Source organism: Photobacterium sp. CCB-ST2H9, assembly GCF_023151555.2.
In the GTDB taxonomy this organism is placed as follows: domain Bacteria; phylum Pseudomonadota; class Gammaproteobacteria; order Enterobacterales; family Vibrionaceae; genus Photobacterium.
The window spans coordinates 3,269,576-3,289,371 of sequence record NZ_CP100425.1 but is presented as its reverse complement, the minus strand read 5'-3'; the positions used below and the strand labels follow the sequence as shown (position 1 = coordinate 3,289,371).

At 53.1% G+C, this 19,796-nt stretch carries 20 protein-coding genes and 1 pseudogene; 18 read left to right on the top strand and 3 right to left on the bottom strand.

Annotated features, from left to right (window positions below; translation table 11 throughout):
* Nucleotides 1-60 precede the first annotated feature (60 nt).
* From hfq to rplI, 13 genes are all read left to right on the top strand, one after another.
* On the top strand, nt 61-327 hold the full coding sequence (gene hfq / locus L4174_RS15115; RefSeq protein WP_036755395.1) for an RNA chaperone Hfq: 267 nt from the start codon (nt 61-63) through the stop codon (nt 325-327).
* Between the two features lie 25 nt (nt 328-352).
* The gene (gene hflX, locus L4174_RS15110) at nt 353-1,642 is read left to right on the top strand and encodes a ribosome rescue GTPase HflX (RefSeq protein WP_248144295.1); all 1,290 of its coding nucleotides are present in this window, start codon (nt 353-355) and stop codon (nt 1,640-1,642) included.
* 55 nt (nt 1,643-1,697) lie between these two features.
* On the top strand, nt 1,698-2,852 hold the full coding sequence (gene hflK / locus L4174_RS15105; RefSeq protein WP_248144294.1) for an FtsH protease activity modulator HflK: 1,155 nt from the start codon (nt 1,698-1,700) through the stop codon (nt 2,850-2,852).
* A 2-nt stretch (nt 2,853-2,854) separates the two neighbouring features.
* Entirely contained in the window at nt 2,855-3,853 is a 999-nt protein-coding gene (gene hflC, locus L4174_RS15100) for a protease modulator HflC (RefSeq protein ID WP_248144367.1), read from the top strand.
* Nucleotides 3,854-3,949: 96 nt separating this feature from the next.
* The gene (locus L4174_RS15095) at nt 3,950-4,144 is read left to right on the top strand and encodes a DUF2065 domain-containing protein (protein WP_248144293.1); all 195 of its coding nucleotides are present in this window, start codon (nt 3,950-3,952) and stop codon (nt 4,142-4,144) included.
* 122 nt (nt 4,145-4,266) lie between these two features.
* Nucleotides 4,267-5,565 carry an adenylosuccinate synthase gene (locus tag L4174_RS15090; RefSeq protein WP_248144292.1) on the top strand — a complete coding sequence of 433 codons (1,299 nt, stop codon included), beginning with the start codon at nt 4,267-4,269 and terminating at the stop codon, nt 5,563-5,565.
* Between the two features lie 190 nt (nt 5,566-5,755).
* The gene (locus tag L4174_RS15085; protein ID WP_248144291.1) at nt 5,756-6,382 is read left to right on the top strand and encodes a tetratricopeptide repeat protein; all 627 of its coding nucleotides are present in this window, start codon (nt 5,756-5,758) and stop codon (nt 6,380-6,382) included.
* 258 nt (nt 6,383-6,640) lie between these two features.
* Complete coding sequence (rnr, locus tag L4174_RS15080; protein ID WP_248144290.1) at nt 6,641-9,184, top strand: ribonuclease R; 2,544 nt, start codon at nt 6,641-6,643, stop codon at nt 9,182-9,184.
* Nucleotides 9,184-9,921, top strand: a complete 738-nt coding sequence (rlmB, locus tag L4174_RS15075) for a 23S rRNA (guanosine(2251)-2'-O)-methyltransferase RlmB (protein WP_248144289.1) — start codon at nt 9,184-9,186, stop codon at nt 9,919-9,921. The genes rnr and rlmB overlap by 1 nt, the downstream gene beginning before the upstream one ends.
* Before the next feature lie 241 nt (nt 9,922-10,162).
* Nucleotides 10,163-10,549, top strand: a complete 387-nt coding sequence (rpsF, locus tag L4174_RS15070; protein WP_248144288.1) for a 30S ribosomal protein S6 — start codon at nt 10,163-10,165, stop codon at nt 10,547-10,549.
* 7 nt (nt 10,550-10,556) lie between these two features.
* Complete coding sequence (priB, locus tag L4174_RS15065) at nt 10,557-10,859, top strand: primosomal replication protein N (protein WP_248144287.1); 303 nt, start codon at nt 10,557-10,559, stop codon at nt 10,857-10,859.
* Between the two features lie 16 nt (nt 10,860-10,875).
* On the top strand, nt 10,876-11,103 hold the full coding sequence (rpsR, locus tag L4174_RS15060) for a 30S ribosomal protein S18 (protein ID WP_002539422.1): 228 nt from the start codon (nt 10,876-10,878) through the stop codon (nt 11,101-11,103).
* A 35-nt stretch (nt 11,104-11,138) separates the two neighbouring features.
* Entirely contained in the window at nt 11,139-11,591 is a 453-nt protein-coding gene (rplI, locus tag L4174_RS15055; protein WP_036755427.1) for a 50S ribosomal protein L9, read from the top strand.
* 90 nt (nt 11,592-11,681) lie between these two features.
* Here rplI and L4174_RS15050 read toward each other — a convergent pair whose 3' ends face one another.
* Nucleotides 11,682-12,419, bottom strand: a complete 738-nt coding sequence (locus L4174_RS15050; RefSeq protein WP_248144286.1) for a YdiY family protein — start codon at nt 12,417-12,419, stop codon at nt 11,682-11,684.
* A gap of 315 nt (nt 12,420-12,734) precedes the next feature.
* Between L4174_RS15050 and L4174_RS15045 the strand changes: the two genes are divergently transcribed.
* Both L4174_RS15045 and alr read left to right on the top strand, forming a co-directional pair.
* Nucleotides 12,735-14,135: a replicative DNA helicase gene (locus L4174_RS15045; protein WP_248144285.1), complete on the top strand. Its 1,401-nt coding sequence runs from the start codon at nt 12,735-12,737 to the stop codon at nt 14,133-14,135.
* 23 nt (nt 14,136-14,158) lie between these two features.
* Nucleotides 14,159-15,238, top strand: coding sequence for an alanine racemase (alr, locus tag L4174_RS15040; RefSeq protein WP_248144284.1), 1,080 nt, complete (start codon nt 14,159-14,161; stop codon nt 15,236-15,238).
* A 141-nt stretch (nt 15,239-15,379) separates the two neighbouring features.
* Here the strand turns inward: alr and L4174_RS15035 are convergent, their stop codons facing one another.
* The gene (locus L4174_RS15035; protein WP_248144283.1) at nt 15,380-16,846 is read right to left on the bottom strand and encodes a RimK family protein; all 1,467 of its coding nucleotides are present in this window, start codon (nt 16,844-16,846) and stop codon (nt 15,380-15,382) included.
* Nucleotides 16,847-16,921: 75 nt separating this feature from the next.
* Here L4174_RS15035 and L4174_RS15030 point away from each other — a divergent pair, with 75 nt between their 5' ends.
* On the top strand, nt 16,922-18,034 hold the full coding sequence (locus L4174_RS15030; RefSeq protein ID WP_248144282.1) for a GNAT family N-acetyltransferase/peptidase C39 family protein: 1,113 nt from the start codon (nt 16,922-16,924) through the stop codon (nt 18,032-18,034).
* Here L4174_RS15030 and L4174_RS15025 read toward each other — a convergent pair.
* The gene (locus L4174_RS15025; protein WP_248144281.1) at nt 18,015-18,434 is read right to left on the bottom strand and encodes a secondary thiamine-phosphate synthase enzyme YjbQ; all 420 of its coding nucleotides are present in this window, start codon (nt 18,432-18,434) and stop codon (nt 18,015-18,017) included. The two genes, L4174_RS15030 and L4174_RS15025, sit on opposite strands and share 20 nt — an antisense overlap.
* A gap of 217 nt (nt 18,435-18,651) precedes the next feature.
* Here L4174_RS15025 and L4174_RS24130 point away from each other — a divergent pair.
* Together L4174_RS24130 and L4174_RS15010 are read left to right on the top strand one after the other, a co-directional pair.
* Nucleotides 18,652-19,353: pseudogene (locus L4174_RS24130) on the top strand (helix-turn-helix transcriptional regulator).
* Between the two features lie 64 nt (nt 19,354-19,417).
* Entirely contained in the window at nt 19,418-19,795 is a 378-nt protein-coding gene (locus tag L4174_RS15010; RefSeq protein WP_248144278.1) for a hypothetical protein, read from the top strand.
* Nucleotide 19,796 lies beyond the last annotated feature (1 nt).

Sequence of the window (19,796 nt, the reverse complement as noted above, 5' to 3'; positions counted from 1 at the left end):
GCGTATTGTTAATTTTGTTCATTGAAACATACAACTACAAACAAATAAGGAAAAGAAAGAATGGCTAAGGGGCAATCTCTACAAGACCCGTTTTTGAATGCGCTGCGTCGTGAAAGAATCCCGGTTTCTATTTACTTGGTCAATGGTATTAAGCTTCAGGGCCAGATTGAGTCATTTGACCAGTTCGTGATCCTGCTGAAAAACACCGTAAACCAGATGGTTTACAAGCACGCTATCTCGACTGTTGTACCGGCCCGTCCGGTCAATCATCACCATTCCGGTGAGCGTCAGGCGTCCGAACGTGGCCAGGAAAAAACAGAAGAATAAGATTCTTCGATAAGGAGTTGATTGCTTGTTTGACCGTTATGAAGCCGGTGAACAGGCAATTCTTGTTCATATCAACTTCACGCAAGAAGGGGAGTGGGAGGATCTCAGCGAGTTCGAGATGCTGGTCTCCTCAGCGGGAGTCAATACGCTGCGTGTGATCACAGGCAGCAGACAGGCTCCCCACCCTAAGTATTACGTGGGAGAAGGTAAAGCACAGGAAATTGCCGATGCGGTCAGAGCCGAAGGTGCCGAGATCGTTATTTTTAACCATTCACTCTCGCCTGCCCAGGAGCGAAACCTGGAACGGTTGTGCAAATGCCGGGTTCTGGACAGAACCGGATTGATCCTGGACATCTTTGCTCAGCGTGCGCGTACCCATGAAGGTAAGCTGCAAGTCGAGCTGGCGCAGCTACGTCATATTTCTACCCGTTTGATCCGAGGCTGGACCCACCTGGAACGACAGAAAGGGGGGATCGGTCTGCGTGGCCCGGGTGAAACTCAGCTGGAAACCGACCGCCGGTTACTGCGGGAGCGGATCAAAGCGATCCTGCGACGTCTGGATAAAGTTTCCAAGCAGCGTGATCAGGGGCGTCGAGCCCGAAGCCGGGCGGATATTCCGACGATCTCGCTGGTGGGCTATACCAACGCCGGTAAGTCGACACTGTTTAACCGGGTGACGGATGCCGGGGTATACGCGGCGGATCAACTGTTTGCAACGCTGGATCCTACGCTGCGGAAAATTGAGGTGGAAGATGTTGGCACCAGCATTCTGGCAGATACGGTGGGCTTTATCCGCCATCTGCCGCATGATCTGGTCGCTGCATTTAAAGCCACACTCAAAGAAACGCAGGAAGCGACCCTGTTGTTGCATGTGGTGGATGCCAGTGATGAGCGTTACCGTGAAAATATTGATGCGGTAAACACCGTTCTGGAAGAAATTGAGGCCAATGACGTACCAGTACTGGTTGTCATGAATAAGATCGATAACCTGGAAGACGCTGAACCGCGGATTGAACGCGACGAAGACGGTATTCCGCGCCGGGTCTGGGTGTCTGCCCGGGACGGGCTGGGGATTGATTTTCTCTTCACCGCACTGACAGAACGCCTTGCGGGCACTATGGTGACGCATACCTTGCGCTTGCCGCCTGCAGTCATTGGGCGTATCCGCAGCAAGTTCTATCAGCTGGGGGCTATTGTCCGGGAAGAGTATGAGCAAGATGGCAGCCTGTTGCTGGATGTCCGCCTGCCCATGACGGACTGGGCACGGCTGCAAAAAAGAGAAGAGCAGGGGCTGGATGACTTTATCCTTGCCTGATGGACTGCTAGAGTAATAAAAAACTGTCGTCATATCATATTGATGGAGTTCTATAATGGCGTGGAATGAGCCTGGAAACAACGGTGGCCGCGATCAGGACCCTTGGGGGAACAAGAATCGTGGTGGCCGTGATCAAGGGCCGCCTGATCTCGATGAAGTGTTTGCAAAACTGAGTCGTAAGTTTGGTGGTATTTTTGGGAATAAGCGTGGACCTTCAAGTGGCGGTGGTGCTGCCGGTCTTGGGGTGATTGCTGTTATCGCTGCTGCGATTTGGGGTTTTTCCGGTTTCTACACCGTCGGCGAAGCCGAGCGTGGTGTGGTACTGCGGTTCGGTAAATTCTATGAAATGGTTGATCCGGGTCTGAACTGGAAACCAACCTTCATTGATGATGTTGAGCTGGTCAATGTGCAGGCAATTCGTTCTCTGCGCAGCTCCGGACTGATGCTGACGAAAGATGAAAACGTACTGAAAGTTGAAATGGAAGTTCAGTACAAAGTGTCTGATGCACAGAAATACCTGTTCAGCGTGACCAATGCAGACGACAGCCTGCGTCAGGCGACGGATTCAGCGCTGCGTGCGGTCATTGGTGACTCCACCATGGACGAAGCCCTGACGCGTGGCCGTCAGACAATTCGTGCGAATACCCAGACGGACATCGATAAAATTATCGAAACGTACGATATGGGTATCCTGGTTGTGGATGTGAACTTCCAGTCTGCGCGTCCGCCGGAAGCAGTGAAAGATGCTTTCGATGATGCAATTGCAGCGCGTGAGGATGAAGAGCGTTTTGTTCGTGAAGCGGAAGCTTACAGCAACGACATTCTGCCGAAAGCAACAGGTCGTGCTGAGCGACTGAAGAAAGAAGCTGAAGGTTACACGGAGCGAGTGGTCAATGGTGCGTTGGGTGAAGTTGCTCAGTTTGAGAAACTGTTACCTGAGTATCATGCTGCGAAAGAAGTGACCCGAAACCGCCTGTATCTGGAAACCATGGAACGTGTTTATGGGAACACCAGTAAAGTCATGGTGGATTCGAAGTCGGGCAGCAATCTGCTGTATCTGCCTCTGGATAAGCTGATGAATCAGACAGAGCAGACGAAGAAGCAGGCCAGCCCATCCAGTACCTACGGCATTGAGCTGGAGAAGTCTGAAGATACGTCTTCCTCTTCCTCGGCACCGCGTGCTGACACTGGTCGTCAGGGGAGATATTAATGATGCGTAAGTTAATTATCCCGCTCGTGGTCATTCTCATCGCTGTGGTGTTGATGTCCGTCTTCGTGGTGAAAGAAGGCGAGCGTGGAATCGTGGTTCGCTTTGGCCGAATCATTAAAGATGACACAACCAATATGGCATTGGTGTATGAACCGGGCCTGCACTTTAAAGTGCCGGTATTTGACCGTGTGCGTACGCTGGATTCCCGTATCCAGACGATGGACGATCAGGCTGACCGTTTTGTCACATCTGAGAAAAAAGACGTGATCATCGACAGCTACGTGAAGTGGCGTATCAAGGATTTCGGTCAGTACTATCTGGCAACCGGCGGCGGCAATACTTCGACGGCTGAAGGCCTGCTGAAGCGTAAGGTGGTGGATAGCCTGCGTGCCCAGATCGGTTCGAAAGAGATCAAGCAGATCGTATCTGGTCCGGATCGCGGCAACAATGTTGATGAAGGTGCAGTGCCTGACGAAGATAAAAGTGTTGCCATCGCTTCGGAAATCGTCGAAGAAGTCGCTCCGAAGAAAGAACTGGAAGGTCAGCGTGACAAGATCATGGCAGACGTTCTGGCGGAAACACAGATCAGTGCCCGTGACCTGGGGATTGAAGTGGTCGATTTCCGAATGAAGAAGATCAACCTGCCGGATGAGATCAGTGAATCGATTTATCGCCGGATGCGTGCCGAGCGTGAATCGGTAGCCCGTAAGCACCGTTCTCAGGGCCGTGAGAAAGCTGAAGTGATTCGAGCTCAGTCTGAGCTGGAAGTGGCGAAGATCATCTCTGATGCAGAGCGTGTTGCCCGTATCCAACGCGGTAATGCGGATGCGAAAGCTGCAGACATTTATGCGACGGCTTTCAACAAAGATCCAGAGTTCTATAACTTCCTGCGTTCTTTGAAAGCCTATGAAAACAGCTTCAGCTCTAAGCAGGATATTCTGGTCGTGGATCCGAACAGTGAATTCTTCAAGTACATGAAGGAATCGAACAGCCTGAACTAAGTCCGTTCGGCGCTGACAAAAAGACAAGGCAATTGCCTTGTCTTTTTTTTGCCTGTCTCCCGGGAGGCAGGTATCTGATGCAAAAGGAGATACAGAATGAGCCAAGTATTTTGGCTGGCCGTCGGATTGGTCTTGATTTTAGAGGGACTGGGGCCGTTGCTGGCACCCAGAGGCTGGCGGGAGATGGTCAGTCAGCTCAGCCGTCAGGATGATCCGACTTTACGCCGGATTGGCGGTTGTCTGGTTGTCGCCGGTGCTGTCATTGCATATATCATGTTTACCCGGCTGTAAATCTCAGCCTGAGCTAATCGTGAAGCCCGCCTTAGGAATTTCTGGCTCATGGTCAAAAAATGACTGCAAGCAATTTTGGAAGGTGCTAGAATCCATTTTTAACAACTGATAGATGAAGAAAGATGGCAAACAATGTAGTCGTTCTCGGCACCCAGTGGGGTGACGAAGGTAAGGGCAAGATCGTTGATCTGCTGACTGAAGATGCACAGTATGTGGTTCGCTACCAGGGTGGTCACAACGCGGGTCATACCCTTGTCATTGACGGTGAGAAAACTGTCCTGCACTTAATCCCTTCAGGCATTCTGCGTGAAAACGTGAAATGCATTATCGGTAACGGTGTCGTCCTTTCTCCTGATGCGCTGCTGAAAGAAATGGAACCCCTGGAAGCCCGTGGTATTCCAGTTCGTGAGCGTTTATTCCTGTCAGAAGCTTGTCCGCTAATTCTTCAGTACCATATTGCTCTGGACCAGGCGCGTGAACTGGCGCGTGGCAAGAAAGCTATCGGTACGACGGGTCGTGGTATCGGTCCTGCCTATGAAGATAAAGTCGCTCGTCGTGGTCTGCGTGTTGGCGATCTGTTCGATAAAGAAGCATTTGCCGAGAAGCTTAAGGAAGTGATGGCTTACCATAACTTCCAGCTGGAGCATTTCTACAACGCTGAACCTGTCAGCTATGAAGCTGTGCTGGAAAGTGTGATGGCTCAGGCGGATGTCCTGACTTCTATGGTCATTGACGTGACCCAGGAGCTGGATGATGCGCGTCAGCGTGGCGACAAAATCATGTTCGAAGGTGCGCAGGGCACACTGCTGGACATCGACCATGGTACTTACCCGTATGTAACATCTTCAAATACCACTGCTGGTGGTGTTGCTGCTGGTTCTGGTTTCGGTCCTCGTCATCTGGGTTATATCCTGGGTATCGCGAAAGCGTACTGTACTCGTGTGGGTGCAGGTCCGTTCCCGACTGAACTGGATGACGCTGTAGGCGAACACCTGGGCGTGAAAGGTAACGAGTTTGGTGCAACCACTGGCCGTAAACGCCGTTGTGGCTGGTTTGATGCAGTTGCAATGCGTCGTGCTGTACAAATCAATTCAGTGTCTGGTTTCTGTCTGACCAAGCTGGACGTTCTGGATGGTCTGGAAGAAATTAAGATCTGTACTGGCTACAAAATGCCAGACGGTCAGATCCTGAATGTCTCTCCAATGGCTGCAGATGCGTTTGAAAGTGTCGAGCCAATCTACGAAACAATGCCAGGCTGGACAGAGAGCACCTTCGGTGTGAAATCTCTGGAAGAGCTGCCACAGACTGCGCTGAACTACATTGCGCGTCTGGAAGAGCTGACTGGTGTGCCAATTGATTTGATCTCAACTGGACCGGATCGTAACGAAACTATCATCAAGGTTCACCCTTACGCAGGCTAATTGCCCGGTAAACTGAATCGATGATTAAAAGCCAGCCGTCAGGTTGGCTTTTTGTTTTTCGCTTTCTGTAATTTTGGCTAAAGTCTGAGACATGACTGCCGATAGACTTCATACGCTGTGTTTCCGTCTGAACCCGAATCAGGTGAAACCAGCTTAGTTGTATGAAGTGTCGATCAAAAGAGAGAGCGGAATGGTTCTGCGTGCAACCGTATTTTCAGCCCTGCTGGTGTCTTTGCCAGTGAGCGCCATTACAGATGTTGGTGATGCTGTTCCTCTGTATTCAGAGGCGGAGCTGATCCATCTGTTTGACGACAACCAGCAGTTGCAGCGCGTGAAAGCCGATGACTGCCAGTTGGTGCAGGATATTGAAGCCCGTGCGGAGCGAGTGGAGTCACCTGCTTACCAGTTTCTCTACGGTGATATGCTGGCCTGGGGCGTGTGCGTCAAACGCGACGTTGAGCAGGGGCTGTATTATATGGAATCGGCGGCCCGGCAAGGGTTACCGTCGGCACTGGAACAGCTTGGCCGTTACTATGCTAAAGGCACTCTGGTGCAGCAGGACAGAGAGCGTGCTGTTCCGTATTTGCGTGAAGCCGCGGCCATGGGAAATCTGGCCGCACGTATCGAGCTGGCCGAGTTACTGCTCCAGGATTACGGCAGCCCGCTGGATTATGAAGATGCCTATCGCTGGCTGTATCAGTCTGCAACGGCAGATCGCCATACACATCGTAAGATCACCAAATTACGCTACGACTTAGAACAGCGTATGCCGTCCAATGTGGTTGCCCGCGCCAAACGTCGCGAGAACTTCTGGTAATCCCCATGATCGCGGCGATTTTTGGGCCGCGGTATCTTTTCAGGCAGTGAGCGCTTAGAATGTGATCTGAGCGGCATCTGTTTTGTCGCGTAGCCAACGTTGCCCAGTGTCAGGCAGCTATACAGAAAAAGCGTGCAAGCGACAGATTTACACGCACTGATAGTTTTCATTGATTGGAGCGGAACTTGACCTGCTCCCCACTAATTTTTGATGGCAGTTATATACTTAGGTTCATTAGCTGCCAATACGGATTATTTTATGTCCAAAGGTACAACTGATTTACCTGTCGATCCTTTCCGCGAGCGGGAAGCTCAAAATTACGAAAATCCCATCCCCAGCCGTGAACTGATTTTAGAAGTCATCCGTGGCTTCAGCACCCCGGTCAACCGTGATCAGCTGTTTACAGCACTGCAGCTGGCAGGTGAAGACCAGTATGAAGGCCTGCGTCGGCGTTTACGGGCGATGGAACGCGATGGCCAGCTGGTGTATACCCGCCGTCAGTGTTATGCCCTGCCGGAGCGGCTGGATCTGATCAAAGGCCATGTGATTGGTCACAAAGACGGCTTTGGTTTCCTGCGTCCGGAAGGCAGCGGTACTGCCCGCCAGGATGACCTGCTGTTGCCAGCCCACCAGATGCGTGGCGTGATCCACGGTGACTATGTGCTGGTTCAGGTTGCCGGAGTCGATAAGCGCGGCCGCCGTGAAGGGCGGATTGTACGCGTGCTGCAGGAATACAGCGGTCAGATCGTCGGCCGCTATTTTATTGAAGACGGCATGGGGTTTGTCGTGCCGGATGATTCACGTATCGCACAGGATATCGTGATTCCGCAGGATGCCCGTCTGGGTGCCCGGATGGGGAATGTGGTGGTGGTCGAGATCACCCAGCGTGCCACGCGTCAGTACAACGCTGTGGGTAAAGTGGTCGAAGTGCTGGGCGAAAATATGGCGCCGGGCATGGAAATCGAAATTGCACTGCGCACTTATGACATTCCGCATGTGTGGCCAGCAGAGGTCGAGAAACAGGTCGCTCACCTTTCGGAAGAAGTCCCGGAAGAAGCCAAAAAAGGCCGGGTTGATCTGCGAGAACTGCCATTGGTCACGATTGACGGTGAAGATGCCCGCGACTTTGATGACGCCGTTTACTGTGAGAAGAAAAAGTCTGGCGGCTGGCGCCTGTGGGTTGCCATTGCCGACGTCAGTTATTACGTACGTCCAGATTCAGCGTTAGACAAAGAAGCGATCCAGCGCGGTAACTCGGTTTATTTCCCGTCTCAGGTGATTCCGATGCTGCCTGAAGTACTGTCGAACGGACTGTGCTCGCTGAACCCGCAGGTCGATCGTCTGTGCATGGTCTGTGAAATGACCATCTCTGCAGCGGGTAAGCTGTCGGGCTATAAACACTATGAAGCGGTCATGAATTCTCATGCCCGTCTGACGTACACCAAAGTCAGCAAGATGCTGGAAGGGGATGAGCCCCTGCGAGAGCGTTATGCGCCACTGGTTCCGCACCTGGAAGAGCTGTACCAAATGTACAAGGTGCTGAAGCAGGCCCGGGAAGAGCGGGGTGCCATTGAGTTTGAAACGGTGGAAACCCAGTTCATCTTCAATGCTGACCGGAAGATCGACCGCATTGTGCCCGCAGAGCGCAACGACGCCCATAAGATCATCGAAGAATGTATGATCATGGCGAACGTCGCATCAGCCAAGCTGGTGGAAAAAGCCAAAGAGCCGGCCTTGTACCGGGTGCATGACACCCCGGGTGAAGAGCGTCTGACCGGTTTCCGGGATTTCCTGGGTGAGCTGGGTCTGAACCTGACCGGCGGGCTGGAACCTGCGCCGAGCGACTACGCGCATCTGGCTGCGGCGATCCAGAATCGTCCGGATAAAGAACTGATTCAGACCATGCTGCTGCGTTCCATGAAGCAGGCTGTTTATCAGGCGGATAACATTGGTCATTTTGGTCTGGCCCTGAATTCGTACGCGCATTTTACTTCGCCGATCCGCCGTTATCCGGATCTGGCATTGCACCGCGCACTCAAGTATCTGATTGCGAAAGAAAACGGCACGAACACTGATCGCTGGACACCAACGGGTGGCTACCACTATTCCTTCGACGATATGGATGTGCTGGGCGAACAGTGTTCGATGACTGAGCGCCGTGCTGATGATGCGACCCGTGATGTGGCGGACTGGCTCAAGTGTGAATACATGCAGGACCACGTCGGAGATGAGTTTGACGGTGTGATTGCTAATGTCACCGGTTTTGGTTTCTTTGTCCGCCTCAATGAGCTGAACATCGACGGGCTGGTACATATCTCGAATCTGGACAACGACTACTACCAGTATGATCCGATCGGCCAGCGGCTGATTGGCGATGCTTCCGGCAAGATTTATCGACTCGGTGATGCTGTGAAGGTCAAAGTCGCGGCAATCAACCTCAATGATCGCCAGATTGATTTTGAACTGGTCGGTGGCGGCCGTAAGGTACGCAGACCCGGGAAAACAGCCCAGACCCGTGATAAGCAACAGCGGATGCGTAAGGCGGAAGGCTTGCAACGTCAGAGTCTGAAAGTGTTCCGGGTCGAGAACGGGGAAGCCCAGCCAGAGCACAAAGCGGAATCGAAAAAAGAGCGTTCATCCGTGCGTCAGCAACTGAAATCAGGTATGGTGCCGCGGCCGGAAGGTGACGACGGTCAGCCAGGCAAAAAAGCCAAGAAAAAAGATAAAGCGAAAAAGAAATCGGTCAAGGCCCGCAAGCAGCGGGCCGGTAAGAAAGAACGGGCGGCGAAGAAGAAAAAATAATGCGTAATGATATGATTTTCGGCATTCATGCCGTAAGCGCAGTGCTGGGTTCCGACCCGGCACGTTTCATTGAAGTCTTTGTGCTGAAAGGGCGTCAGGACGAGCGTTTGCTGCCGCTGTTGAATGAACTGCAACGGTTGGGTGTGACCATTCAGCAAGCGGGTCGTAAGGCACTGGATGACAAATCCGATGGTGGCAGTCATCAGGGCATTGTGGCGCGGGTCAAACCGGGCAAACAGTACAATGAAAATGATCTGGACGACCTTCTGGCCGGGCAGGAAAACCCATTGTTACTGGTGCTGGATGGCGTGACCGATCCGCACAATCTGGGTGCCTGTCTGCGAAATGCTGATGCAGCGGGCGTGGCGGCAGTGATCGTACCGAAAGATCGCGCAGCGCAGCTGAATGCGACAGCATCGAAAGTGGCTTGCGGCGCCGCAGAAGTCGTGCCGCTCATCCGGGTGACGAACCTGGCCCGTACCCTGCGCGCATTGCAGGACAAAGGCGTCTGGGTTGTCGGGACTGCCGGTGAAGCAACACATGACCTGTATCAGAGCAAACTAACCGGACCGCTGGCCATTGTGATGGGGGCTGAAGGGGAAGGCATGCGACGTCTGACCCGTGAGACCTGTGACGATTTGATTAAAATCCCGATGGCCGGTTCTGTGTCCAGTCTGAACGTCTCGGTAGCGACCGGAATTTGCCTGTTTGAGGCGGTGCGTCAGCGTCAGGGATAACAAATCCGCAGCGCAGCGTTTGCCTGGAGTTTGACTGAAACGCCACCCATTCGGGTGGCGTTTTTTATGCGATGGAAAAATATCGCTGATTGAGGGTCTGCCGTCACAGTTTTAGTTGCGCTCGCCGGTGTAATTCTGTACTATCTCGCGCCTAAATTCTCGGTTTTATACCCTTAGTTCCTTGCTTCCCCAGGATGACCGAGCCGAACAGGGAAGCTGAATAATCCGTAAGGAGCAACAAATGCGTCATTACGAAATCGTATTTATGGTGCACCCAGATCAAAGCGAGCAAGTTGCTGGCATGGTCGAGCGTTACACTGGTGCTATCAAAGATTCTGGCGGTCAGATCCACCGTCTGGAAGATTGGGGCCGTCGTCAACTGGCTTACCCAATCAACAAACTGCACAAAGCTCACTACGTTCTGATGAACGTTGAAGCAGAGCAGTCTGTTATCGACGAGCTGGAGTCTAACTTCCGCTTCAACGACGCTGTGATCCGTAACATGATCATGCGCACTAAAGGCGCTATCACTGAGCCATCTCCAATGATGAAGGCTAAAGAAGAGCGTGCCCCACGTCGTGACGAGCGTGCAGAAGCACAATCTGAAGACGAAGCTGCAGCTGAGTAATCATTGAATGACCAATCGTCTGGAGTTGTCTGGCACAGTTGCCAAACACCCCAAACGAAGTCAGTCCCCGGCTGGCGTGCCTCATTGTCACTTTGTGCTTGAGCATCGTTCCAGTCAGGTGGAAGCGGGCTTACCCCGTCAGGTGTATTGCTACATCAACGTGGTAGTCAGCGGCAAAGGTCAGCAAATACTCACTCAAGATTTAGCTGTCGGAAGCAACATTACAGCCGGGGGATTTATCTCGTGGCAAACCGGCCGGAATGGCATTGGTAAGTTAGTGTTGCACGCCGATCACATTGAAAAAATTTAGTTCAGGAGATAAGCCCATGGCACGTTTCTTCCGTCGTCGTAAATTCTGCCGTTTTACTGCAGAAGGCGTACAAGAGATTGACTACAAAGACGTAGCAACTCTGAAAAACTACATCACTGAAGCTGGTAAAATCGTACCAAGCCGTATCACTGGTACTCGTGCGAAGTATCAGCGTCAGCTGGCACGCGCTATCAAGCGTTCACGTTACCTGGCTCTGCTGCCATACACTGACAAACATCAGTAATTGGCCGGTTTCATTAAGTTTAAGAGGACAAGATAATGCAAGTTATTCTACTTGATAAAATCGGTAACCTGGGCAGCCTTGGTGATCAGGTAAGCGTTAAAGCTGGTTATGCTCGTAACTTCCTGATCCCTCAGGGTAAAGCTGTTATGGCTACCAAAGCGAACGTTGAAATGTTCGAAGCACGTCGTGCTGAGCTGGAAGCGAAAGTTGCTGAGCAACTGACTGCTGCTCAAGCGCGCGCTGAGAAAGTTAACGCTCTGGAAGCAGTAGTGATTGCTTCTAAAGCGGGTGACGAAGGTAAACTGTTCGGTTCTATCGGTACTCGTGACATCGCTGATGCAGTAACTGCTGCTGGCGTTGAAGTAGCGAAGAGCGAAGTACGTCTGCCAGAAGGTGCACTGCGCACTACTGGCGAATTCGAGATCAGCCTGCAGCTGCACTCTGACGTATTCGCAACAGTAAACGTGAACGTTGTTGCTGCTGAGTAATCAGTTGCCACGCGTCTGCGAAAAAAACCAGCCTCCGGGCTGGTTTTTTTGTCTCTGAAATCTGCCAGATGAAATAATGCGGTAAGTAATTTAGTACTGGAACAGCAGATTGACGGTCATGGTGCCGTCTCGCTTTTGCAGCCCTTCCGGTACCCAACTGTTGAACTTCTGGGTATTACTGAGTTTGATGGCAATGTGCTCGGAGACCGCACTGGTCATTGAAACCTGCGTTTCCAGCGTGCTGTTGCTGTTTCCGGCAATGCCGGTCAGTTTGAGGCTCAGCTCGACGTCTTTGGACGGTTTCCAGATGACCCGGGTGCTGCCCCGCAGGATCAGTTCATCGACGGTTTCCGGCACGACGATGTCATCATCGTCGATCTCGTCAACATTGGGCTCCTGATGGCGGTAGCCTGGTCCGGCTTCAACTTCCATCATCAGATTTTCCAGCCGGAATACCCGGTAACCCAGACCCGTCGCCAGGGTGAAATCCTTGAAGTAAGGCCCGTATTTGTCATCAATGTAACTGGTGTTGCCCAGCACATAGGCCCGCTCATTGATGATGTAGTCGCTCTGCAGCTCCATCTGGCCTTTGCGCTTCTTTTCTTTGTTATCTTCCTCGGCCAGCAGATACTTCGCTTCGACCTGCTGCCTGAACTGATCTTTCACATAGGTCAGGCCCAGGCGGGAGTTCAGGGATTTCGTATTCGAGTTGCCGGAGAGCGATTGGTACCCCAGTTCCAGTTCACTGTTCCAGGGCGAGGTGATCGGCGGGAGTTCGGGGACATCCTCAGCACGGGCAGGCGTGGCCAGAATCAGTCCTGCTGTCATTGCACAAAGCAGTATGCATTGATTTGCCAAGTGCCCTCCAACGACCGACACAAGAAACGACAAGGGGCACAAAAAAGTGCAGATGAATACAGACGCAAGTTTTTCTGGGAGGACTTGCGTATGAGCGGCGCAGTGTAGCCGAAAAATGTCAGCTGTTCGTCAGAATGTCAGCCAATTCGGCATATATTTTGTGGAAGTGCCGTAAGATTGGGCAGGGTGATTATTTGCGGGGCTTTTTTGTCTCAATGGCTGCCTGCGGGCGGGGATGTTCAGGTATACTAACGGGCCGGATTCAGGTTAATCGTGCAAGTGGTTATGGCAGAAAACAGTAAATCCAATCGAGCAAAAGACAGTCAGATGGACGCCATCAAGATGCCGCCTCATTCTCTGGAAGCAGAGCAGTCGGTACTGGGCGGCCTGTTGCTGGATAATGAGCGCTGGGACAGCGTCGCAGAGAAGGTCGTGTCGCGCGATTTCTACAGTCGTCCGCACCGGATGATTTTTGAGGCGGCCGCCGGGCTACTGGAATCCGGTCAGCCACTCGATTTAATCACCCTGTCAGAACGGCTGGAGCAGTTAGACCAGCTGGATGATGTGGGCGGTTTCGCTTATCTGGCCGAGCTGGCCAAAAACACCCCGTCGGCGGCGAACATTGCCGCGTATACCGATATCGTCCGTGAACGGGCGCTGATCCGTGACATGATCGGGGTTGCGAACGAAATTGCCGATGCCGGTTACGATCCGCAGGGTCGCAGCAGTGAAGATCTGCTGGACATGGCTGAGAGTAAGGTTTTCGCCATTGCCGAGCAGCGCACCAATGAGAACGAAGGTCCGCAGAACGTCGATACCATTCTGGAAAAGACGCTGGAACGGATTGAGCTGCTGTATCAGTCGCCGCAGGATGGTGTGACCGGGGTTTCGACCGGTTTTACTGATCTGAACAAAAAAACCGCCGGCCTGCAGGGCTCGGATCTGATTATCGTCGCAGCCCGTCCGTCGATGGGTAAAACCACCTTTGCCATGAACCTTTGCGAAAATGCGGCGATGGAGCAGGAAAAACCGGTGCTGATCTTCTCGCTGGAGATGCCCGCGGAACAAATCATGATGCGTATGCTGGCCTCGCTGTCCCGGGTCGATCAGACCAAAATCCGGACCGGCCAGCTGGATGACGAAGACTGGGCACGGATTTCGTCAACCATGGGCATTCTGATGGAAAAGAAAAACATGTACATCGACGACAGCTCGGGTCTGACACCGACGGAAGTCCGATCCCGTGCCCGCCGGATTGCCCGTGAACACGGCGGTCTGAGCCTCATCATGGTCGACTACCTTCAGCTGATGCGAGTGCCGGGTCTGCAGGATAACCGGACCCTGGAGATTGCAGAAATCTCCCGCTCCCTGAAAGCACTGGCGAAAGAGCTGAATGTGCCGGTGGTGGCACTGTCACAGCTGAACCGATCGCTGGAGCAGCGTGCCGATAAGCGCCCGGTGAACTCGGACTTGCGTGAATCCGGTGCCATCGAGCAGGATGCGGACTTGATCATGTTTATTTACCGTGATGAGGTATATCACGAAGACAGTGCCCTCAAAGGCATTGCAGAAATCATCATCGGTAAACAACGGAACGGTCCGATTGGTTCCGTACGTCTCACCTTCCAGGGCCAGTTCTCCCGTTTCGATAACTATGCCGGCCCGGCTTTTGATGATGAGTATTGAAATCCCCAGCAGTAGGAAAATGAATGAAAGCCGCGACCGCCTATATTGATCTCCAGGCCCTGCGCCAGAACGTCAGTCTGCTCAGACAGCAGACACCGGGTTGTAAGTTACTTGCGATGGTCAAGGCCAATGGATACGGGCACGGGCTGGAGCAGGTGGCGACCGGGCTGCCGGATGCGGACGGTTACGGGGTTGCCCGGATTGAAGAAGCGCTGTCACTGCGTGCCTGTGGCGTGGTGAAGCCGATTCTGTTGATGGAAGGGTTCTATTCGCCAACCGATTTACCGGTGCTGGTGACCAACAACATTCAGACGGTGGTCCATACGCTTGAACAACTGGAAGCCCTGGAGCAGGCGACACTGGATACACCGGTGAAAGTGTGGCTGAAGATTGACAGCGGCATGCACCGGCTAGGTGTCCGGCCGGAAGAGTTTGAAGCATTTGTCGACCGTCTGCACGCCAGCCCGAACGTGGCGCAACCGCTGCGTTATATGAGCCATTTCGCTTGTGCTGACGAACTGGACAGTCCGGAAACGAAAGCACAGATTCAAACATTTATGTCGCTGACGGAAGGATGTCGCGGCGAACGTTCGCTGGCAAACTCTGCCGGGATTCTGGCCTGGCCTGAGAGCCACCTGGACTGGATTCGTCCGGGGATCATCATGTACGGCATTTCGCCTTTTGCCGAGAAGAGCCATTCTGCAGCAGCCCTTGGCATGCGCCCTGTGATGACACTGACCTCCAGTGTGATTGCCGTGCGGACGGTGAAAAAGGGTGAAGCCGTCGGGTATGGCGGTACCTGGGTCAGTGAACGGGATACGAAAATTGGTGTGGTTGCCATTGGCTATGGTGATGGCTATCCGCGTACGGCGCCGAACGGCACGCCGGTGCTGATCAATGGTCGTCAGGTGCCGATTGCCGGACGGGTGTCGATGGACATGCTGACGGTTGATCTTGGTCCGGATGCGACAGACAAAGTCGGGGATGAGGCTGTTTTATGGGGGCAGGGGCTGCCTGCCGAAGTGGTGGCAGATTATGTGGGGACCATTGCGTATGAGCTGGTCACCAAACTGACTTCCCGGGTCGCCATGGCTTACCGTTAATGATCACCGGTATGATGACGGAAGCGGTATTGTTTCCTGAAATCTCGAAGCCTGATAGTAAACAAGCCGTGGTTTCCGCCACGGCTTGTTTGTTTTCGGCGGACATAGATACCGTCAAAGACGGGAGCCCATGAATCCGGGTCAGAAGCCGCGCAGCTGGATCCGGCGCAGGAATTCAGTCATCACCCGGTCGTAGAGCAAATCGCCGAGAAATGCATCTTCAACTTTATGGTCAATACTCGGGTTATCGTTGATTTCAATCACCACCACCTGACCGTTCACTTCTTTCAGATCGACACCATACAGACCAGAACCGATCTGGTTGGCTGCCTTGAGCGCCACATCAATCACGTTCTTTGGCACCTGTTTCAGATCCAGGGTCTCAAAGCCCCCGGAACTGACCCGGCCGCTGTTGTGGTGCTGATAAATCTGCCAGTGACCACGGCTCATATAATATTTGCAGGCAAACAGTGGCTGCCGGTTCAGAACACCAATCCGCCAGTCGAAGTCTGTCGGCAGAAACTCCTGAGCCAGAATCAGGGTACTGCGGGCAAACAGGGTGTCCATCTGTGTCAGTAATTCGTCGCGGTTCTTCACTTTGACCACGCCCACCGAGAAAGCACCGTCCGGCACTTTCAGGACCATCGGATAGCCGATGTCGTTCTCAGCCTGCTCCAGCCAGCCGGGGTCGAAACTTTTCAGGACCGCGCTTTTCGGTGTCGGCACTTTGTGTAAGCGCAGCAGCTCGGTCAGGAAGACCTTGTTGGTGCACTTCATGATGGATTCCGGATCATCCATCACCACCAGTCCCAGTTTCTCGGCCGTTTTGGCGAAACGGTAGGTAAAATTGCCGATATTGGTCGTGGCGCGGATAAACAGGCCGTCAAATTCCCCTAACCGTGACAGATCATCCGGGGTGATGGTTTGCAGGCGCATCCCCAGTCGTTTGGCCGCCTTTTTGAAGTTGCTCAGCGCCGTGCTGTCGGATGGCGGCATTTTCTCGCTCGGATCAATCAGCAACGCCAGATCATAGCGGGCGTTTTTGTTTGGCTTTGGCGATCGCCAGACTTTGTTCGAGAAGCGCTCCAGTGCCTCGGCAAATAAATCCTGTTCCGGATCGGTCAGATCCTGAAAGGGAAACGGCAGGATCTGATCTACCTGCCAGTGCGCATCCGAACGGCGAATCGTCACCTTGATGACAGGCACCATAAAATGCTCGAACAGGCGGCGTGCAATTTTTTCAAAGCCCGGCACCTTCGACTGACCAAAGTAAATTTTCTCTTCCAGCTGTTCACCGGGTGACAGCAGCTGGTGGGCAAATGCTTTTTCCAGCTGATCAGACGGCACGGATAACAGGAAGGGCTGGGACAGATCATTGATGGTCATGACCCTCGGGATCACCCGGTGTCCGCGGGCTTCCGCCATCAGCGAGCAATAGTAGCCGCTGCTCATATAGCCGTAGTCGCGGCAGAGGTTGATTACCTGCGTCGCCTTGTTTTCACAAAACGCACCCTGCTGCAAATAGGTATCGACAGTGACGACCCTGTCGGAGGGGAAATACTGCCGCCAGTCACTGTCGTTGTCGGTAATAATGAGGACTTTAGTCATCTTTTCATTCACCTATAGCCTTGCGGCTAATTTTGGGATTAAATCGAACTAGTCCACTCAAGCGTGAATCAGTCCATGATAGTCCGTATTGCACAGCTTTATGATCTAGTTAGTTTAAATACTCTCGAGGCTCAGCTTTTCGACGGAGATCGAATTTCTCCCCGTCAGATGCGGCGGTTTATTAAATCACCTCAGAGTGTGCTGTTTGTCGCGGAAGATGAAGGCCAAATTGCCGGCTACGGGCTGGTGTTGTTTCACCGGGGTACCCAGCTGGCACGATTGTATTCCCTTGCCGTCGATCCCGTTTACCGAGGCAGGCACATTGCCCAGCAGTTACTGTCTGCGTGTGAAGCGGCGGCACTGGAAAACGGTTTCAATACATTAAGGCTGGAAGTGCGGAATGACAATGTCGCCGCGCGAAATCTCTATGAAAAATGTGGATATAAACCATTAAAAGTTTTAATCCATTATTACGATGATCTGGCGGATGGAATCCGGATGCAAAAGCGTCTGAGTCCCATTGAGGCAAAGCAGCTGTTGCCGTTACCGTTATATGTCCAGACGACCCCGTTTACCTGCGGACCATCCTGTCTGATGATGAGTCTGTCTTATCTCGATCCTGATTATCAGCCCAGTCGGCAGGCAGAGATGCAGCTGTGGCGTGAGGCCACCACCATCTTTATGGCATCGGGCCACGGGGGATGCAGCGGGCATGGTCTGGCACTGGCGGCACACCGCCGCGGATGCCGGGTTGAACTCTGGACTCAGTCCCTCTCCACGCCTTTTATCGACAGTGTTCGGGATCCGAAAAAGAAAGACATCATTGAACTAGTGCACCAGGACTTCTGCCAGCAACTGGATGAAGCCGGTGTCCCTGTGGTTGACGCCATGCCAGCGGTAGAACAAATTGAGGACTGGCTCAAGCAGGGGTGCTGTCTGCTGATGTTGATCAGCACCTATCGCTTCAACGGCAGCAAAGAGCCGCACTGGATAGTGCTGAGCGGGGTCAGTGATCAGTTCTTCTTCTTTCATGACCCCTATGCGGAAGACAAGACCGATATTGGTCATCGGGCCCATATTCCGCTGAACAAAGCCGGTCTGAACCAGATCCTCGGCTTTGGCCGCCAGAAGCATACGGCCTGCGTGGTGATCCACCCGAATCAGGCCGTTACTCGCCCTGCAGCGTGATAATCACTTTGCGGCTGCCGCCGTGGTTGCGGTGTTCTCCCAGGTAAATGCCCTGCCAGGTCCCCAGCGCCAGACGACCGCTGGCAATCGGCAGGGTTATACTGCTGCCTAAGGTTGAGGCTTTGATGTGGGCCGGCATGTCATCGTCACCTTCGTCAGTGTGGCGGTAATAAGGAGCCCGCTCCGGCACCGACTGGTTGAAGTGAGCTTCCATATCGCTGCGCACCGTCGGGTCGGCATTCTCATTGACGGTCAGGCTGGCGGAGGTGTGCTGGATAAACAGGTGCGCCAGCCCGATCTGAAAATTGCTGAGTTCTGGCAGTTGCCGTTCAATTTCATCGGTGATGAGGTGAAATCCGCGGGAACGGGGTTTTAACTGAATCGATTTTTGAAACCACATTGATTCTGCTCGCTGTAAAAGATGATTGGCTGGTGGCACTTGATGCCACCCGTCTAGCCTGATGGATGAAGACAGGATACCCAAAACGGACGCCGAACGGGGAGCCCCGCTTGTGATTTCTGTGCCGTCGGGTCCGGTTCTTTGTCGCGACGCTCTTTCGTCATCTGACGGGATTGGGCTAGAATCACCGCATATTTTTCACTGTTTCTTCAAGAATATGTCCCGTAGTCAACGTCTGTTTGATCTTCTTCAGCATTTGCGCTGTCATAAATATCCGGTGTCAGCTGCGACGCTGGCTCGTGAGCTGGGTGTCAGTGTGCGGACGGTGTACCGGGATATAGCCACCTTGCAGGCGCAAGGGGCCGAGATTGAAGGTGAAGCGGGCCTGGGGTATATCCTGAAACCCGGCTTTACGCTGCCGCCCCTGATGTTTTCCGTCGATGAACTGGAAGCGTTGCTGATGGGCGCGGAATGGATTTCCAGTCAGGCCAATGGTGAATTTTCGGTGGCGGCCCAAAACGCAATTGCCAAAATCTCGGCAGTGCTGCCGACCGAACTGAAACTCTAGCTGGCGACGGAAACGATGCGGGTCGCACCGGGGCCAGCGGCGCCTGAGTTACAGGTTGAACTGGCCGACATCAGAAAAGCCATCCGACAGGAGTCTGTGGTTTCCATGGGTTATACCGACTTAAACGGTCAGGTCACTCAGCGTGATGTCTGGCCCGTGGTGATCGGTTTTTTTCAGCAATGCTATCTGCTTGTAGCCTGGTGCGAAGCACGGCAGGCATTCAGGCATTTCCGGGTTGAGCGTATTCAGTCTTTCACTGAATCGGGGCGCAAATATCCCGAACCCCGTTACCAGTTGCTGAGGCGATGGCGGGAAGCAGAAAAAATTAAAGAAAGGGCATCTTCCTACTGACAAGAATTGTCACGCGGTGCGATTAGCCTTGCTGTATCAAATCACAGTAAGGAGCGTCACCATCATGTCAGTCCCTTCAATGAACATCTGGTATGTCAGCCAGATCAGTCAAAGTGAAGTCTTCTACCAGCAATTGCTGGGATCTGCCGCCATTGAATCATCCCCTTCATTTGCAATGTTTCAACTCAATTCATCCGCGATGCTGGGGTTGTGGTCAGAACCGGATGTTTTGCCGCCGTTATCTGAATCGCAGGCCACGGTCAGACAGAGCGGTGAACTGTGCCTGCTTCAGTCTCACCGGGCGGCCGTTGATCAGGCTTATCAACACTGTCTGAATCAGGAATTCGCTATTGCTCAGGTGCCGTCTGAGGCTGAGTTCGGGTATTCCTTTGTGGTGCTGGACCCGGACCGCAATCGGATCCGATATCTGGTAGCGAGCTGAC

What these genes read in the sequence shown, in the direction of transcription:
- hfq (WP_036755395.1), top strand. Translation starts at nt 61, where the DNA reads ATGGCTAAGGGGCAATCTCTACAAGACCCGTTTTTGAATGCGCTGCGT.
- hflK (WP_248144294.1), top strand. Translation starts at nt 1,698, where the DNA reads ATGGCGTGGAATGAGCCTGGAAACAACGGTGGCCGCGATCAGGACCCT.
- hflC (WP_248144367.1), top strand. Translation starts at nt 2,855, where the DNA reads ATGCGTAAGTTAATTATCCCGCTCGTGGTCATTCTCATCGCTGTGGTG.
- L4174_RS15095 (WP_248144293.1), top strand. Translation starts at nt 3,950, where the DNA reads ATGAGCCAAGTATTTTGGCTGGCCGTCGGATTGGTCTTGATTTTAGAG.
- L4174_RS15090 (WP_248144292.1), top strand. Translation starts at nt 4,267, where the DNA reads ATGGCAAACAATGTAGTCGTTCTCGGCACCCAGTGGGGTGACGAAGGT.
- L4174_RS15085 (WP_248144291.1), top strand. Translation starts at nt 5,756, where the DNA reads ATGGTTCTGCGTGCAACCGTATTTTCAGCCCTGCTGGTGTCTTTGCCA.
- rnr (WP_248144290.1), top strand. Translation starts at nt 6,641, where the DNA reads ATGTCCAAAGGTACAACTGATTTACCTGTCGATCCTTTCCGCGAGCGG.
- rlmB (WP_248144289.1), top strand. Translation starts at nt 9,184, where the DNA reads ATGCGTAATGATATGATTTTCGGCATTCATGCCGTAAGCGCAGTGCTG.
- rpsF (WP_248144288.1), top strand. Translation starts at nt 10,163, where the DNA reads ATGCGTCATTACGAAATCGTATTTATGGTGCACCCAGATCAAAGCGAG.
- priB (WP_248144287.1), top strand. Translation starts at nt 10,557, where the DNA reads ATGACCAATCGTCTGGAGTTGTCTGGCACAGTTGCCAAACACCCCAAA.
- rpsR (WP_002539422.1), top strand. Translation starts at nt 10,876, where the DNA reads ATGGCACGTTTCTTCCGTCGTCGTAAATTCTGCCGTTTTACTGCAGAA.
- rplI (WP_036755427.1), top strand. Translation starts at nt 11,139, where the DNA reads ATGCAAGTTATTCTACTTGATAAAATCGGTAACCTGGGCAGCCTTGGT.
- L4174_RS15050 (WP_248144286.1), bottom strand. Translation starts at nt 12,419, where the DNA reads ATGACAGCAGGACTGATTCTGGCCACGCCTGCCCGTGCTGAGGATGTC.
- L4174_RS15045 (WP_248144285.1), top strand. Translation starts at nt 12,735, where the DNA reads ATGGCAGAAAACAGTAAATCCAATCGAGCAAAAGACAGTCAGATGGAC.
- alr (WP_248144284.1), top strand. Translation starts at nt 14,159, where the DNA reads ATGAAAGCCGCGACCGCCTATATTGATCTCCAGGCCCTGCGCCAGAAC.
- L4174_RS15035 (WP_248144283.1), bottom strand. Translation starts at nt 16,846, where the DNA reads ATGACTAAAGTCCTCATTATTACCGACAACGACAGTGACTGGCGGCAG.
- L4174_RS15030 (WP_248144282.1), top strand. Translation starts at nt 16,922, where the DNA reads ATGATAGTCCGTATTGCACAGCTTTATGATCTAGTTAGTTTAAATACT.
- L4174_RS15025 (WP_248144281.1), bottom strand. Translation starts at nt 18,434, where the DNA reads ATGTGGTTTCAAAAATCGATTCAGTTAAAACCCCGTTCCCGCGGATTT.
- L4174_RS15010 (WP_248144278.1), top strand. Translation starts at nt 19,418, where the DNA reads ATGTCAGTCCCTTCAATGAACATCTGGTATGTCAGCCAGATCAGTCAA.